The organism is Streptomyces sp. NPDC026092, from assembly GCF_040638605.1.
GTDB lineage: Bacteria > Actinomycetota > Actinomycetes > Streptomycetales > Streptomycetaceae > Streptomyces.
The window spans coordinates 98,208-113,945 of record NZ_JBEZYN010000023.1 but is presented as its reverse complement, the minus strand read 5'-3'; the positions used below and the strand labels follow the sequence as shown (position 1 = coordinate 113,945).

17 protein-coding genes are annotated in these 15,738 nt (G+C 69.8%); 11 read left to right on the top strand and 6 right to left on the bottom strand.

The genetic code is table 11. The features are described 5' to 3' along the window. Positions 1–6: 6 nt before the first annotated feature. Positions 7–1,986, bottom strand: coding sequence for an MFS transporter (locus tag AB0F56_RS30335; RefSeq protein ID WP_362015367.1), 1,980 nt, complete (start codon positions 1,984–1,986; stop codon positions 7–9). Positions 1,987–2,434: 448 nt separating this feature from the next. On the opposite strand from AB0F56_RS30335, the gene AB0F56_RS30330 reads away from it, so the two are divergent. Together AB0F56_RS30330 and AB0F56_RS30325 are read left to right on the top strand one after the other, a co-directional pair. After that, positions 2,435–3,310: a peptidoglycan-binding protein gene (locus AB0F56_RS30330; protein WP_362015310.1), complete on the top strand. Its 876-nt coding sequence runs from the start codon at positions 2,435–2,437 to the stop codon at positions 3,308–3,310. A 192-nt stretch (positions 3,311–3,502) separates the two neighbouring features. After that, a complete protein-coding gene (locus tag AB0F56_RS30325; protein ID WP_362015307.1) occupies positions 3,503–4,153 on the top strand; it encodes an HAD-IA family hydrolase in 651 nt (216 codons plus the stop codon). Positions 4,154–4,207: 54 nt separating this feature from the next. Here the strand turns inward: AB0F56_RS30325 and AB0F56_RS30320 are convergent, their stop codons facing one another. Then, the gene (locus AB0F56_RS30320) at positions 4,208–4,984 is read right to left on the bottom strand and encodes an ABC transporter permease (RefSeq protein WP_362015304.1); all 777 of its coding nucleotides are present in this window, start codon (positions 4,982–4,984) and stop codon (positions 4,208–4,210) included. A gap of 255 nt (positions 4,985–5,239) precedes the next feature. Between AB0F56_RS30320 and AB0F56_RS30315 the strand changes: the two genes are divergently transcribed. From AB0F56_RS30315 to AB0F56_RS30300, 4 genes are all read left to right on the top strand, one after another. After that, positions 5,240–5,938 carry an HNH endonuclease family protein gene (locus AB0F56_RS30315; protein ID WP_362015301.1) on the top strand — a complete coding sequence of 233 codons (699 nt, stop codon included), beginning with the start codon at positions 5,240–5,242 and terminating at the stop codon, positions 5,936–5,938. 133 nt (positions 5,939–6,071) lie between these two features. Beyond that, positions 6,072–7,796: an alkaline phosphatase D family protein gene (locus AB0F56_RS30310; RefSeq protein WP_362015299.1), complete on the top strand. Its 1,725-nt coding sequence runs from the start codon at positions 6,072–6,074 to the stop codon at positions 7,794–7,796. Positions 7,797–7,939: 143 nt separating this feature from the next. Continuing rightward, entirely contained in the window at positions 7,940–8,410 is a 471-nt protein-coding gene (locus AB0F56_RS30305; RefSeq protein ID WP_362015296.1) for a DoxX family protein, read from the top strand. 91 nt (positions 8,411–8,501) lie between these two features. Next, positions 8,502–9,131 (top strand): VTT domain-containing protein, encoded by a 630-nt coding sequence (locus AB0F56_RS30300; protein WP_362015365.1) that lies wholly within the window; start codon positions 8,502–8,504, stop codon positions 9,129–9,131. Here AB0F56_RS30300 and AB0F56_RS30295 read toward each other — a convergent pair. Together AB0F56_RS30295 and AB0F56_RS30290 are read right to left on the bottom strand one after the other, a co-directional pair. Then, positions 9,085–9,339, bottom strand: coding sequence for a DUF2277 domain-containing protein (locus tag AB0F56_RS30295; RefSeq protein ID WP_362015293.1), 255 nt, complete (start codon positions 9,337–9,339; stop codon positions 9,085–9,087). The genes AB0F56_RS30300 and AB0F56_RS30295 overlap by 47 nt on opposite strands. A 63-nt stretch (positions 9,340–9,402) precedes the next feature. After that, positions 9,403–9,627: a hypothetical protein gene (locus tag AB0F56_RS30290; protein ID WP_362015290.1), complete on the bottom strand. Its 225-nt coding sequence runs from the start codon at positions 9,625–9,627 to the stop codon at positions 9,403–9,405. A 191-nt stretch (positions 9,628–9,818) separates the two neighbouring features. On the opposite strand from AB0F56_RS30290, the gene AB0F56_RS30285 reads away from it, so the two are divergent. After that, positions 9,819–10,577 (top strand): GntR family transcriptional regulator, encoded by a 759-nt coding sequence (locus AB0F56_RS30285; RefSeq protein WP_362015287.1) that lies wholly within the window; start codon positions 9,819–9,821, stop codon positions 10,575–10,577. Here the strand turns inward: AB0F56_RS30285 and AB0F56_RS30280 are convergent. Next, the gene (locus tag AB0F56_RS30280; protein ID WP_362015284.1) at positions 10,574–11,104 is read right to left on the bottom strand and encodes a DUF4231 domain-containing protein; all 531 of its coding nucleotides are present in this window, start codon (positions 11,102–11,104) and stop codon (positions 10,574–10,576) included. The genes AB0F56_RS30285 and AB0F56_RS30280 overlap by 4 nt on opposite strands. A gap of 96 nt (positions 11,105–11,200) precedes the next feature. On the opposite strand from AB0F56_RS30280, the gene AB0F56_RS30275 reads away from it, so the two are divergent. Next, positions 11,201–11,677, top strand: a complete 477-nt coding sequence (locus AB0F56_RS30275) for a hypothetical protein (protein WP_362015281.1) — start codon at positions 11,201–11,203, stop codon at positions 11,675–11,677. Positions 11,678–11,795: 118 nt separating this feature from the next. Here AB0F56_RS30275 and AB0F56_RS30270 read toward each other — a convergent pair whose 3' ends face one another. Beyond that, positions 11,796–12,086, bottom strand: a complete 291-nt coding sequence (locus AB0F56_RS30270) for a hypothetical protein (RefSeq protein WP_362015278.1) — start codon at positions 12,084–12,086, stop codon at positions 11,796–11,798. 962 nt (positions 12,087–13,048) lie between these two features. Here AB0F56_RS30270 and AB0F56_RS30265 point away from each other — a divergent pair. The 3 genes from AB0F56_RS30265 (at position 13,049) to AB0F56_RS30255 (ending at position 15,690) form a co-directional block, all read left to right on the top strand. After that, complete coding sequence (locus AB0F56_RS30265) at positions 13,049–13,600, top strand: hypothetical protein (RefSeq protein WP_362015275.1); 552 nt, start codon at positions 13,049–13,051, stop codon at positions 13,598–13,600. 378 nt (positions 13,601–13,978) lie between these two features. Further along, a complete protein-coding gene (locus AB0F56_RS30260; RefSeq protein ID WP_362015272.1) occupies positions 13,979–14,299 on the top strand; it encodes a hypothetical protein in 321 nt (106 codons plus the stop codon). Between the two features lie 614 nt (positions 14,300–14,913). Further along, positions 14,914–15,690 (top strand): hypothetical protein, encoded by a 777-nt coding sequence (locus AB0F56_RS30255; protein ID WP_362015269.1) that lies wholly within the window; start codon positions 14,914–14,916, stop codon positions 15,688–15,690. Positions 15,691–15,738: the final 48 nt, after the last annotated feature.

Below are 15,738 nucleotides of genomic sequence, written 5' to 3'. Positions count from 1 at the left end.
GGCGGCTCACGCATGATGGTCGCGGGGCGGTTCCGGTGAGTGCGGCCGCTCCGCGTCCGAGCCGCTCAGTTCGGCCGTCAGCTCCTCCACCAACTGCACCAGGTCCGTGGGCCGGTCCGGCCCCCACCAGTCGCCGAGCAGTTCGGCGAGCGACTCCTCGCGCGCCTTCGCCAGCTTGATCGCCGTCGCGAGTCCCTCCTCGGTGAGGATCAGCTGCAGCCCCTCCCGGCGCGCCAGATGGCACTCCTCGACCTGCCGGGACGCCTCCGTGATGGCCCGCAGCGGTACGGGCGTGGTCTCAGCGAGCCGGGCGGGTTCCACGGTCCCGTGGCGGCGAATCCGCAACACCAGCCAACTCGCGGCAGGGAGCAGATCGAGCCCCGCCTTCGCGGTGATCTTCTCGTAGATCGCCTTGCGGCCCTCGCGCGAGCCGAGCACGGACAGGGCCCGTGCGCACTCTTCGTACGAGGAGCGCTCCACCGGGTTGGAGGCCAGGGTCTGGCTGGTGTCGGGCGCGGTGACGGAGCCGCGCAGCTTGTCCTCCTTGAGGAACCAGGCGACGACGAAGGCGACGAGGACGACCGGCGCCGCGTAGAGGAAGACGTCGGTGATGGACGTCGAGTACGCGTGCACGACGGACTGCTGGAGGTCGGGCGGGAGGGCGTCGATGGCGCGCGGGTCGGCGGCGATCTGCTCGGGTCCGGTCCCCGGCGGGAGCGTCTGCCCGGCGAGGGCGTCGTCGAGTTTGGTGCGGAGCCGGTTGGTGAAGATCGTGCCGAAGACGGCGACGCCGAAGGAGGCTCCGATGGACCGGAAGAAGGTCGCGCCGGAGGTGGCGACGCCCAGGTCCTGGTACGAGACGGCGTTCTGCACGACGAGGACGAGGACCTGCATGACGAGGCCGAGACCGGCGCCGAAGACGAAGAAGTAGAAGCTCATCTCCCAGGTGGAGCTGGTCTCCGTCAACTCGTTGAGCAGCAGAAGGCCGAGGGCCGTGATGCCGGTGCCGGCGATCGGGAAGACCTTCCAGCGGCCGGTGCGCGAGACGATCTGGCCTGAGGCGGTGGAGGTGATGAGCAGGCCGAGGACCATCGGCAGCATGTGCACGCCGGACATGGTCGGGGTGACGCCCTGGACGACCTGGAGGAAGGTCGGCAGATAGGTCATCGCGCCGAACATCGCGAAGCCCACGATGAAGCTGATGACCGAGACGAGGCTGAACGTCCGGATCCGGAAGAGCTTCAGCGGCAGCACGGGCTCGGCCGCGCGCCCCTCCACGTACACGAACCACACCAGGAGTACGGCTCCGAGGACGGCGAGCCCGATGATCTGCGGGGAGCCCCAGGCCCAGGTGGTGCCGCCGAGGGAGGCCACGAGGACCAGGCAGGTGGCGACCGAGGCGATGAGGAACGTACCGAGGTAGTCGATGCGGTGCTTGGTGCCGTGCACCGGGATGTGCAGGACGGCGGCGATCACGAAGAGGGCGACGACGCCGATGGGCAGGTTGATGTAGAAGACCCAGCGCCAGGAGAGGTGTTCGGTGAACAGCCCGCCGAGCAGCGGTCCGAGGACGCTGGTGGCACCGAAGACGGCGCCGAAGAGCCCCTGGTACTTTCCGCGTTCCCGGGGCGAGACGAGGTCGCCGACGATCGCCATGGACAGCACCATGAGCCCGCCGCCGCCGAGGCCCTGGACGGCGCGGAAGGCGATGAGCTGCGGCATGTTCTGCGCGATGCCGCAGAGGGCCGAGCCGACGAGGAAGATGACGATGGCGGCCTGGAAGAGCTTCTTGCGGCCGTACTGGTCGCCGAGCTTGCCCCAGAGCGGGGTCGCGGCGGTCGACGCGAGCATGTAGGCCGTGACCACCCAGGAGAGGTGCTCCATGCCGCCGAGCTCGCTGACGATCGTCGGGAGGGCGGTGGAGACGATGGTCTGGTCGAGCGCGGCGAGCAGCATGCCGAGCAGCAGGGCCCCGATCGCCACCATCACCGAGCGGTGGCTCCCGCCCTCCCCTGGTACCGGGCCGCCACCGCCGAGGTTCGCCGTGCGTTCGTCCTGGGCCATGGGCATTCCTCGCTTCCGTTCCCTGCGACTGCCTCCACTGCCTCCGCTGCCTCCATCCTGAGCGGAATGTCCGATTACGGCCTGCGGAGGGGCACGGCTGTTCGCCTCGCCCACGTGGGCGGGCTGCATAATCGCTGCCAGTTGAACTGGGGAACTGGGGAGGGGACCCGCGATGACCGGACACATATGTCCTGAATGCGGTGGACAGAGACCGGGCTGCGCCTGCTACCAGGCGGAGGTCGCGGCGGCGGAGGACTTCGATCCGCTACGGATCCGTCCGTACGTGACGCTGGAGGAGCCGGGGGCGGGTGGGGCTCCTGGGGCGCCTGAGGCTCCTGGGGCGCCTCAGGCCGGGCCTGGCGAACCGCCGGTGCCGGTGCCGCTGCCGACGGCGGCCGGGCAGGACCCGGCGGAGACGATGCCGCTGCTTCTGCCGGGGATCGCGGATGCGCCGAAGGATGGGGAGGGTCCGGAGGCTTCGGGTCCGGGGCAGAGCCCGGGTCCGGGGCAGAGCCCGGGTTCGGGGCAGAGCCCGGGTTCGGGGCAGAGCCCGGGTTCGGGTCCAGGCCTGGGGGAGCCGTACGACCCGTACGACACCGATCTGTACGGCGAGGAGGGCTACGGCGACGAGCCGTACGAGCCCGAGCGCCCCGTCACGCGGCGGCGCGGCGCCCTCGTGGCGCTGGCGGCGGCGGTCGCGGTCGCCGTGGTCGCCACGGCGGCGATCGCGACGGGGCTGCTCGGCGACGACGGGACGGACGACCGGGCGGCCGTGCCCACGCCCACGGTCAGCGCGTCGGAGAACGTCGTCGTGTCGGAGGCCCCGTCCTCCCCTTCGTCGTCACCCCCGTCGTCCCCCACGGCCTCCGCCTCGCGCTCGGCGTCCCCCTCCGCCTCGCCGACGGCCACCCGGTCGCCGGTGCCCACCTCCACGGCCACCACGCCGACCGGACGGCCGACGCCCTCGGCCACCCGGACGACGACGGCGCCCACACCGACCCGTCCCCCCACCCAGGCCGCACCGGGCCCGACCCTGCGCTACGGGGACACGGGCGCCGAGGTCGAGGAGTTGCAGCGGCGGCTCACGCAGGTGTACGCGTACGACGGCGACATCGACGGCAGGTACTCCCGGCAGGTGCGGCGGGCGGTGGAGTGGTTCCAGTCGTACCAGTACATCGAAGAGGACGAGGAGGGCGTGTACGGCCCGGAGACGCGCCGCGCACTGGAGGCGCAGACGACGGGCTGAGGCCGGCCCGAGGTCACGGGCCGAGGCCGCCCCGGAGGCCGACCGAGGCCGGCCCGAGGTCCGCGATGCGGGACGGATTGGCGGAGAGGGGCCCTCGTTTTGTATCGTCGAGGAACAAAGTGGCCCCGCCCGCACCCCCTGACCGGCGGGCGGGACCGCTCTGCTCTCCCCCCACCCCTCCGGAGAACCCTGATGCCCACGCTCACGACGCACGCCCTCCTCCTCGACATGGACGGCACCCTCGTCAACTCGGACGCCGTCGTCGAACGCTGCTGGCGGCGCTGGGCGGAGCGGCACGGGCTCGACGCGGACGAGGCGCTCAAGGTCGTCCACGGCCGCCAGGGGTACGCGACGATGGCCGTCCTCCTGCCGGACCGGCCCATGGAGCAGAACTACGCGGACAACCGGGTGATGCTCGCGGAGGAGACCGCGGACCTCGACGGCGTGGTGCCCGTACCGGGCGCCCCGGCCTTCATGGCCGCCATCGACGACCTCCCGCACGCCCTCGTGACCTCGGCGAACGAGGCCCTCGCCCAGGCCCGGATGGGCGCGGCGGGGCTGCGGATGCCGGGGATCCGGGTGACGGCGGAGCACGTCGGCGCGAGCAAGCCGGACCCGGAGGGCTTCCTCAAGGGCGCGGCGGAACTGGGCTTCGACCCGGCGGAATGCGTGGTCTTCGAGGACTCCGAGGCCGGCATCCAGGCGGGCCGCGCGGCGGGCATGCGCGTGGTGGGCGTGGGCCCGAGGGCGGCGGCCTTCGCCCCGGACGTCCACGTCATGGACCTCACGGAGGTCACGGTCGAGGCCACGGAGAACGGCATCCGCCTGACGTTCGCGGAGTAACCCCAGAGGCCCACCCTCCAACCTCCGGGGGCCCACCCTCTGCCTCTCCGAGGCTCACCGGGCCCCCATCCCCGCACCACCCGCCGGCCCCCGCTCCCGCACGAAGGCCCCCCGGGCGACCAGCTCCAGCACCGCCGCGACGGCCACTGCCTGCACCACCATCAGTGCCACCAGCACGAACAGCTGCACCGCGCCCGCCTCCCACGGCGACGCGCCGCCCAGCAGCATGCCCACGAACGCGCCCGGCAGCGTCACGAGTCCGACCGTCCGCGTCTGGTCGAGCCCCGGCAGCAGCGCGTCCGACGCGGCCCTCCGCGCCACCTCCAGGCGCGCCTCCCGCTCCGGCAGCCCGAGCGCGAGCCCCGCCTCCACCTCGCCCCACCGCGTCTCCAGCTCGTCCAGCGCCCGCCGCCCGCCCAGGACGGTCGCGGTCAGCGCGCCGCCGATGAGGATGCCGGTGACCGGGATGAGCGCCACGCCCCGTACCGGTACGAGCCCGGTGAGCAGCAGCACCCCGACGACCGGCCCGACGCCCGCCGCGATCGGCACCGCGGCCCACCAGCGGCCGTGCCCCGCGCCGGGGACGACGCGCCGTCCGGCGGTCCAGACTGCGACTCCGTACATCACCACCAGGAAGCCGAGCAGCAGCGGCAGATACCGCATGACCCAGCCGATCACGAGCGACACCGCGATCAGTTGGACGGCCGCGCGCCCGCCCGCGACCAGGGAGTCGCGGGCGCGGCCGAGTTGGGCGAACGCGACGACGCCCGCGGCCACGAGCAGCAGAACGGCGAGAACCACCGCAAAGGTGACGTTCACTTCCAGAAGCACACGCCAACCCTAGGGCCAGGAAACGGAACTGTCGTTCCGTCACACCCCTTGATGTGACGTGCCCATGTCGCCACCCTGTTACCTGGCGCACCCCCCACCGAAACCTGGCGCCGCCACGATGACCGGGCGCCGGGCGCACCCGCCCGCGCAGGCACCCGCCCGCACAGGCACTCGCCCGCACAGGCACCCGGACCGCACCACCAAGGAACCGGCAACCCCCCACACACCCGCACCCCCACCTCCCAGGGAGTCCGCATGCCCGCCGCAAGCGCAACCAGCACCCCCACGATCATCGTCTACGCGCGTGGAACGGCCCGCCGAATAGCCCGCCGCGCGACCGTTCTCGCCGCCACCGCCGCCCTCTCCGTCACCGGTCTCCTCGCCACCGCGCCGAGCGCCCAGGCGGCCATGCCGACGCCGGTCAGCGCGGCCACGGCCCGTACGTACCTCGCCTCGCTCACGGTCAAGGCGGAAGGTTCCTCCTCCGGCTACAGCCGGGATCTCTTCCCGCACTGGATCACCCAGTCCGGCGCCTGCAACACCCGGGAGGTCGTCCTCAAGCGCGACGGCTCCGGCGTCGTCCAGGACTCCAGCTGCGCGGCCGTCAGCGGCACTTGGTTCTCCGAGTACGACGGCGCGACCTGGACGGTCGCCTCCGACCTCGACATCGACCACATGGTGCCGCTCGCCGAGGCCTGGCGCTCGGGCGCGAGCTCCTGGACCACCGCCAAGCGCCAGCAGTTCGCGAACGACCTGACCCGCCCGCAGCTCATCGCCGTCACGGACAACGTGAACCAGTCCAAGGGCGACCAGGACCCCGCCGAGTGGCTGCCGTCGCGCACCTCGTACCGCTGCACGTACGTCCGCGCGTGGGTGCACACGAAGTACTACTGGGGCCTGAGCGTCGACTCCGCCGAGAAGAGCGCCCTCCAGTCCGTCCTGAACGGCTGCTGAGACGGCGGCTGGGACGGTAGCCGAGACGGCAGCCGAGGCCGCCGGCCGAGACGGCGCCCGAGATCGCTTCCGCCACCCCTCTGTCGTTCCGTACGGTACGGGCTTGGAACGACAGAGGGGGACGGGAAGAACGATGGCGGCCGGACTGAGGCTCGGACCACTGCTGCGGTACGTCGACGGGGTCACGGGCGACTCCGCGACGATCTGGGTCGAGACGGACCGCCCGTGCACGGCGGAGGTACGCGGCATCACCAGCACCTCCGGCTCCTTCGGGGCCGGCGGCTCCTCCGGTATCTCCGGGGCCGGTGGCTCCACCCGCACCTTCCAGGTGGCGGGCCACCACTACGCCCTGATACCGGTGACGGGTCTGACCCCCGGCACGACGACGGAGTACGAGGTACGGCTCGACGGCCGCACGGTCTGGCCGCAGCCGGACTCCCACTTCCCCCCGAGCACCATCCGCACCCCCTCCCTCTCCCCCTCGGGTGCTGAGGGCGAGGTCAAGGTGGCGTTCGGCTCGTGCCGCTGGGCGGCTAAGCCCGCCAAGGGCAGGGACCCGGTCGGCCCGGACGCCCTCGACACGCTCGCGACGCACCTCGCAGCCGACCCCGAGGCGGCCGAACGCCCGGACCTGCTGGTCCTGTTGGGCGACCAGGTGTACGCGGACGAGACCTCGGCCGACACCCGCCGCTGGCTCGCGGCCCGCCGGGACCCGCGCGACCCGCCGGGTTCGGAGGTCGGGGAGTACGAGGAGTACACCCGGCTCTACGACGAGTCCTGGGGCGACCCCGAGGTGCGCTGGCTGCTCTCCACCGTCCCCAGCTGCATGATCTTCGACGACCACGACGTCATAGACGACTGGAACACCAGCGCCGCCTGGCTCGCGCGGATGCGGGCCACCCACTGGTGGGGCGAGCGGGTGCTGAGCGGACTGATGTCGTACTGGGTGTACCAGCACCTGGGCAACCTCTCCCCCGCCGAGCTCGACGCCGACCCGCTGTACGCGGAGATCCGCTCCGTACCCGACGGCACGGACCGGCTGCGGCGGTTCGCGGCGGAGGCGGACGCCGATCCGGCGTGCGTGCGCTGGAGTTACCGCAGGGACCTCGGGCGGACCCGGCTGCTGATGATCGACACCCGGGCGGCCCGCCTCCTGACGGAGGGCGCGCGGGCGATGCTGGACCCGGCGGAGGCGGCCTGGGTGCGCGAACAGGCGCTCGTGGACCGGGGCTCGTACGACCATCTCCTCGTCGGCACCTCGCTGCCCTGGCTCATGCCGCCCCTGATCCACGACGCGGAGGCCTGGAACGCGGCCCTGTGCCGGGGCGAGCGCGGCGGCCCCGGGGGCCGCTGGGCGCGGTTCGCCGAGGATCTGCGGCAGCGGGCGGACCTGGAGCACTGGGCGGCGTTCCCGTCCTCGTTCGAGGCCCTGACGCGGCTGCTCACGGAGGCGGGCAGCGGCCCGGAGGCGCCGGCGACGGTGTGCGTCCTGTCCGGAGACGTGCACCACGCGTACGTGGCGGAACCCGACTGGACGGAGGGGGCGGTCGAAGCGCCGCCCGAGGCGCGGGTGGTGCAACTGACCTGCTCGCCCCTGCACAACGCGATCCCGCGCTCGGTACGTCTGGGCTTCCGCTTCGGCTGGAGCCGCGCGGGCCGCGCCCTGGGACGCGCGCTGGCCCGGCACGGCCGAGCGGGCCGCCCGCTGATCGACTGGCGCCGGACGGGGGGCCCGTGGTTCGGCAACCAGCTCATGACGCTGACCCTGCGCGCCCGTTCGGCCCGGCTGACGCTCACCCAGGCGCGGGGGAACGGACGGCTGGAGAAGATCGACGAGCGGAGTCTCGAAAGGAGTTGAGCGGTCGGGGGTGCTCCCCGGGCGACAGGACCGAATGTTGAAGTTGCAAGTACTAGTCAGGCATGCCTAACCTGTCGACCTCATCGGTTCCGTCCCCCCGCGTCCCGACCCCTCGGGACCGACTCGACCGAAGGAGTCTCCCCATGAGCCCCAGCCCCAACTCCCATCCCCATCCCCACTCCCACCCCCTGGGCGACCGACTGACCCAGGCCCAGCCGTACGCACTCGCCGGGTTCCGCATCGTCATAGGCCTGCTCTTCGCCTGCCACGGCGCCGCCACGCTCTTCGGCGTCCTCGGTGACGGGCCGACGGCCACGGCCGGCACCTGGCCGGGCTGGTACGCGGCGGTGATCCAGCTGGTCGCGGGCGTCCTGGTGCTCGTCGGCCTGGGCACCCGTACCGCCGCCTTCCTCGCCTCCGGCTCGATGGCGTACGCGTACTTCTCGGTCCACCAGCCGGAGGGGCTCTTCCCGCTGGAGAACAGCGGCGAGAGCTCGGCGCTGTTCTGCTGGGCGTTCCTGCTGCTCGTCTTCACCGGGCCGGGCGCCCTCGCGCTCGACCGGGTCTTCGGCGGAGCCCGCGAGGAGCGGCGGAGCGAGCCGGTCGCGGCGTAGCGGCGAGGACGGACGTCATCCCTACATGAGCGGATTCCGGCCCCTGCCGGAATCCGACCCCCACCGCCGCGTACGCTTCTGCGCTGTGAACGTGCTCGACAGCATCGGGTCACTGCGGTCGCTGACCGCGGGCCCCTGGATCTACGCGGCGGTGGCCACGTCGGTACTGCTCGACGTCTTCCTGCCGGTGCTGCCGAGCGGAATCCTGGTGATCACGGCCGCGACGGCGGCGGCGACCGCCACCGCGGCCTCCCCGGACGTACCGTCCGTCGTCCCGCTCCTCCTGGTCGCGGCCACGGCCTCGGTGCTCGGCGACTTCGTCGCGTACCGGCTGGCGTGGCGCGGCGGGGCCCGGCTCGACCGGGCGATCTCCCGCTCCCGCAGGCTGACGCGCGCGCAGGAACGTCTCGGCACCGCCCTCGCGCGCGGCGGCGGCCTGTTGGTGGTGATCGCGCGGTTCGCCCCGGCGGGCCGCTCGGTGGTCTCCCTGGGCGCGGGCGCGGCGAAGCGCCGGATCGTCGACTTCCTGCCCTGGTCGGCCCTCGCGGGGGTGGCCTGGGCGAGCTACAGCGTGGCGCTCGGCTGGTTCGGCGGGCTGTGGCTGGGCGCGACCTGGGTGGGCGTGGGCGTCTCCGTCCTCGCCCTGTTCCTGGCGGGGGCGCTGGCGGCCTACGTCATACGGCGTCCGGCTGCGGCTCCCGCACCGGCTCCGGCTTCTTGAGCCCGCGCACTTCGAGCCGGCCGAGGAGCCGGGCGGTCGCGTCGGCGATCTCGTCGACGGCCTGATCGAACACCTCGCGGTTGTGCGCGGCGGGTCTGTGGAATCCGGACACCTTGCGGACGTACTGCAGGGCGGCGGCGCGAATGTCGTCCTCGGTGGCCTCGTCGGGGAGGACCGGGGGCCGAAGGGTCTTGATGCTGCGGCACATGCCTCCAGTGTCGCGCAAGCCACTGACAGCAGCCCGGGGCTACGACGTACGTGTCCGCGGGGGCTACGACGTAAGCCCGCGCCGACTCCTGGCATTGATCTCGGCGGCCCGGGCCCGGAGCTCACGCATGGGAGTGGCGAGCTGGACGTCCCGGGGATCGGCCTCCCACTCACGGCCGCCGTTGACGGGCCGGATGAGGTAGCGGCCGGCGACGCTGTCGACGTAGAAGCCGACAAGCCCGGTGGCAGTGTCGCGTACGAGGTCACCGACCTCGGGAGTTGCCTGCACGAATGCCTCCGTCCCGTAGCGAGGGATCTCTAGAGATACACCCAGAGAAGCCCGATGACTCCCCCCTGTCAACGTATCTCTAGAGATGTCCCCCGATGGATGGATCACTCGCACACGTCGGCGCAGACGCGTGCACCAGGTCGCCGGAGTGCGCCGTAGGGTGTCCCGCAGACGAAGGGAGTGGTCCACCCATGACTGACCAGGACAGCGGTCGTCGGCCCAAGTACCAGCGCATCGCCGACGAGTTGAGAACCGCCATCCAGTCAGGCGCCTTCGCCCCCGGCGACCGGCTCCCCGGTGAGAACGATCTGATGACCACGTACGAGGTGGCGAGGATGACGGCCCGACAGGCGCTCTCGGTCCTGCGCAACGAGGGCCTGGCGGAGGCCCGCAAGGGCGCCGGCGTCTTCGTGCGCACGTTCCGCCCGCTGCGCAGGCGGGGCATCCCCCGGCTGGCGCAGGACCACTGGGGCACGGGCCGCTCGGTGTGGTCGGCGGACATCGAGGACCGCGCACTGGTGGTGGACCAGATCGAGGTGGCCGGAACGACGGCGGACTCCCGGATCGCCGGGGCCCTGGGCCTCCCGACCGGCGCACCCCTGTGCATCCGAAGCCGCCGCTTCGTCCTGGACGACAAGCCGGTCCTGCTGTCGGTCTCGTACCTCCCGGCGACCCTGGCTCAGGACACACCGATCGCGACTCCGGACACGGGCCCGGGCGGCACGTACGCACGACTGGCCGAACTGGGCCACCAGCCGGTCCACTTCCGCGAGGAGATCCGCTGCCGCATGCCGACGGCGGACGAATCGGAGCGACTGGCACTGGAGTTCGGAACCCCGGTGATCCTGATCGCCCGTACGGCGTTCACGGAGAAGGGGGTCGCGGTGGAGCTCAACGAGATGACACTGGACTCGGCGTCATACGTACTGGAATACGACTTCGACGCTTAACCCTGACTGCGAGACCGAGCCCCAGGCACTCCGGTGTTCTGCTGCACATCGGCATTGACCTGCCCGCCAAGCGTCATAACATTCAGGGTCGCCGAATTCTCACTGGCGATGGCCTTCTCGACACGAGCGACAAGAAGGGTGAAGCATTCCCGCTCGGAGAGCCCGTGATAGGGCCCGACGCGCGCCGCGAAATACACCCGTTCATGCCCGAGAAGCTGCTCGGTGGACCGATAGTTCTTCCACTGCTCGCGATACCGATACACGCTCTCCAACGACACGGAGGCGACGACGACAAGGCTGAGCACGGTGGCGGTGACCTTGGCGAACCCAAGATCCAGATTGACGAGCACAGGCACGAGCGCACCACCGACAACAGCCAGCGTGCGCATGCGCAGATGCATGGCCTTCATCTTGGTGGCCTTGACGTCGTACCACTCCTGATACTGCGTCAACCGACTCTCGACATACCGCTCGGCCGTCATCACGCCGCCCACCTCAGCATCCGGCGCATCCCCCACATCAACCATGCCCGGAGTACACCGCCACCCACCTACCGGAGTCAACCGACCCCCGGCCCAAATACCCCATGGCAGCCGCAGGGACGTCAGGACTAACGTGCCCGCATGGACCGCCTACGCCGTGCAGCCCTGAAGCAGGCCCTCGGGGAACAGCCCACCGAGGACCTGCCGATGCTCGCGGCCCTGACGCTGGCCGACGGGGTGGACACCCCGGCCCTGGTCGAACTGGCAGGACTCTCCCGACGCGACCCGCCGGCCGGCATCCGCGACCTCTTCGAGCAGACCTTCGCAGAACTGGGGCTCCCACTGCCGGAAGCCGAGGAAGCGTGGCGCGAACGCATGCTCGACGCCGCGAAAGGCATGCTCAGCGGCTCCCTTTCACCCTACGAGGCGAGCAACGAGATCTACTGGTGCGCCTGCCACCTGGAACGGACGGAGACCACGACCGAGCTAGTGGCCCAGTTCGTAGGGCTGTGGAGCACCTGGGAAGACCACCCGAACAAACGCGGCTCCATAGAACACTCCATGCGCCAGGCCGCCGCCAACCTCCTGCACAGCCACGGCAGCCAGACACCCGCCTGAGCAAGCGACGCGGGCGCCCCGCAGGGCCCCGCGCCAGGTCCAGCCAGCTTGCCCGCGACCGCACGGCACAGCCCTAGTTCACCGCCGTTGCAACGCTGGCGACGCCCGAGGGGCCCACTCACTCTCCGTCGCTGCGCTCAAGGACCAAGGCGACAGACCCGTCCTCCAACCCGTTGCTGTCTTCGAGGTGCAGATGGGCCCCATCGGAAACTCCTTCACCGGCCAGCACCAGAAGATGCCCTGCGAGCGTCCTGAGCCCCGCGGCGTTCGCCTCGATGACGACCTCGTCACCGAGGTTCCGCACCTCGATCCGTGCATCGGCATCCCATGTGAAGTGGAGCCCTGTGCCCTCGAAGGCGGCAGTGACATGCGTACTCTCGCTTGACGCTGAGCCGGTTCCGGAAGTCATGGAACTCATGATGCCGCTACACAGAAAGCCCCCAAGAGACCGGGAGGCACCGACGGAAGCTCAGGGGGCCGTGACCGTGATCTCGGCACGGACCTCTCCTCACGGCAAGCGCGGCCACGTCCCTGCGGATCTCTACCCGATCCCTTGGGGGAAATTCAGGGGCAGACTCCGTAGTGAGACCGTTTGGGAGCGTAGCCGGGCTGTACCCATACCGCAGGCGCACGGCGAAGGCCCAGGTCGAGCAATGCTCTGACCTGGGCCTTCGGTGACCTTTGGCAAGGTCAGCGCGGTGGGCGCGGACGGTTTCGAACCGCCGACATCTGCTTTGTAAGTTCGCCCAACCAGGCAGCCGGCCTCTCGACCACCCTCGTGGTCGAGATTACTCCGGGCGTTATAGGGGGCCCACGACCGCTCACGTCCACCGACGTTGCCGTCACAGACTGCCGTCAGTCACCTCAGGGCCAGGCGCTTAGCGCCACAGATAGCAGGGACAGCCCGAGACTCCGCAGCGGGTCGGCGTGCTCAGTTGAACCGACCAACCCCTTGGGCCCAGCGGCCTCCTCGCCCGCCGGGCTAGCCGAGCCGAGGGTGGGGCACGTCCTCGACATCGGCGTACTCCCAGCTCTCCACAGCATCGTTCCCGCTCGCCGGTCACGACCGGACGGGCGGCGGACGTTCCGTCCCGCACCTGGTGCCCGTCTGCGACGTCCTCCCCACCCCTCTGATCCGGAAGGGGCACCACCAGGACCGCAGGCATACGTACCACTTCGGCCCCAACTACCTCATCGCTCTCCCTGGTTCTTCCCCAACCGGCTCCGTGTCGAGGAGAGTTGCGGCAGGATGCTGCCATGACCGCAGAATCAGCCGCCCTTTGGGCTGCAGTCATCGGGGCGAGCGCAGCAACGCTCGTGGGCGGACTCGCTTTTTGGGCTGCGATGCGAACTGTGAGTAGAACAGCGCTCGTGCAGCGAGAGCAGTCCTTCTGGGCGTCTCGTCGAGACACCTACGCGAAGATGATGACCTCACTTCAATCTCTCGACCGGGCGGGTTGGGAATGTCGTGACGCTTTCAAGAGTGGCGACTTCAGTGATGCGCACCTCAAGAAAATACAGGATGCCGGGCACGCCTTTGAGCAGGTGCGGTTCGTGATGTCGCTAGAAGCTCCTCACGACCCCTTCATCGCAACAGCCCTGAAGACTGCCGCGGGAAGAGTTCTGCGCCTGGTTACGGGAGTCATTGCTTGGCATCAAGATAACGCCAGTTCGACGCCGATGGCCACGGCCGATGAATGGTTCGACGACATTCGTCGCGAGCTAAAGAAGCTCGGGGCCGCCAGGGATTCGCTTTTTCAGACAATGAGAAACGATTTGCATCGAGAGGTCGGCGGCGACCCCGAGCATTTTGGAGTGCGAGTGCGAGTGCGCCGACGGCGGACCCGGCAGCGACGCATCGATCGCCTGCTCATCGACAACGACCTCGTGCCTGTGTCATCTGAAGGCCAGGGCGACGGGTAGGTCGCCACGAGGTCGCGGTAGGCGGAGCCTGTCTCTCGGCGAGGATCGCAACTGGAAGCCTGGAGTGCCACCCAGGCCCCGGCCGCGGTTTGCCGGTCTAGTAGAGAGGGAGTCGAAATGGATGCTGGTGTAGCCGCTGTTCTGGGTGCTGCAGTGGGAACGGCCGGCACAATTGTGACGACCCTGGCTTCGCGGTCACTGGCTAAGACCCAGATGCGCGTTGACTCTGTGAGAGCGCGTAGGGAGCCCAGAAGGTCGTCCTACGAGTCATTCTCATCGGCAGCCACCGCGCTCCACGACCATCTCCAGCCCTGGATCACCTTCGGTCCTCTGCTTCAGTCGACGCAGCTGCCTGAGGCGAGGACAGGTGTGGTCGCGGTGAAGGAGGACGAATTCAAAGAAGGCTACATAACGCGCGCGATCGAGTTGGCTGACGAGGTCAGCCGCTGCGGACGTCGCGTCACGCTAGACGGGCCATCTGATTTGGAATCCTCTGTCAACGCTGTGGCCGGCCTGTCCAGCGACCTGGTTTCTCTGTTCAGGTTCTTCCACAACGTGGGCCACATTGCTGACGCAGGGTCGACCGTAGTTGCCTACGACACATCAAGTCTTCCCGATCAGCTGAAGCAGCTGGAGCAAGGTGTCCGAGACTTCCTGGCCCGTGCCAGTGAGGCCCTGGAACGCGATCCCCTCGCTTGATACGCCTGCAAGTGGGCTGTGTCTCCCAGCCAGGGATTGGGCGGGGTTGATCGGAGAGCCCCACCAATCGGCAAGGCCCGTCCTGCACTCCACACGCTGGGACGACGGGGCACGTGACCCTACCGAGCTTGCCTCAGGCGCCGTGGAGCTGACTGACAAGGAGCTCGTCGAGACCAAAGCTCTCCTGGAGGCCCTCTCCGTCGATCGGCCCGACGAGCCAGAGTTCACCGCAGTTTGTTTCAACGAGTTCTTGATTAATCGCGACTCAAGCGACTCAACGCTCCTCAACGCAGGTCAGAATGGGTGCCTCTGAGAGGCCTGGAACAGCTACGTGCGTCTCAGATCGCGACTCAGACGGTGGCGGTGGCGGTGAAGAGGCCAGCCACCGCCGAGGCGACGGTGGTCTCTTCCGCTATCGCGCATGTGTGTGGCGAGGGCCGTCAGCTCCCTACCCGAGGCCCCACTGTTCGAATGCCAGGAAGAGGCGCGCGGTAGCGCGGCTGCGGCTAACGAGCGAGCAGACCAAGGACGGCCAGGCGCTATCGGTCGCGGCCTGAGCGTCCGGGGGGCTGCCGGGCCTCCCGGAGAGGGCGTTGTACGGGGAGGATCTGCGTGTGATTGATTTCCTCAAGGAGCACCAGACGCTGATACTCGTGTTCCTCCCCATCGCGGTCGGCTTCGCCGGCGCCTGTCTCGGCGCTTGGCTCCAGGCCCGCGGAGGCGTTGCGCAGGCCAAAGCCGCAGAGGCGGCAGCGAAAACGGCTGCGACAGCGACCCTCCAAGCAGTCCGGGAGCAGGCCGACCACGCCGCCACCGCGGCCCACGCCGCTGCTCTGCGCGAGCAGCGAATCAGTGCAGCGACGAACGTGATCCGCGCCGACAGGGCGTTAGGTCGAGTTCTGCACACGATGTTCCGAGAGCCCGACACGGACTCCACCCCCGCCTACGACGAACTTCTCCATGCCTGGGGGGCGGTTCAGCTTGTCGCTCCAACATCTCTCACCACCGCATCGACGCGCGTTCTGAACGCGTCGCAAGACGTCCAGCGCCTCGCTCGCCAACGAGGTGAGGCGTACCGGCTCTACCGGCAGTTGAAGGGCGTCCGGGTTTGGGCTCCCGAGTACGAGGATGCCCGCCGGGCTGTTGAGGCCCTGGATGCCTTCCGCACCGCGTATGCAGGCGAAGCTGCGAACATGATGGAGGTGCACGATGCGGCATCTGCGGCTCTCGACCGGCTACCGGCCCTGAATTCTGAGCAGGCGTCGGCTCTGCTCAACGACTGCTTGGAACCGGAGATCGGTCCCCTGCTCGCCCAGTCCGGGCGGGAGCACAACGAGGCCATGGACGCCTTTGTCAGCTGTGCGCGCGCTGTCCTGGGCATCGACGACTAGGACGAGAGGCCCAGCCTGGGGCAGAGGGGGTCTCTTCCGTATCGGCCG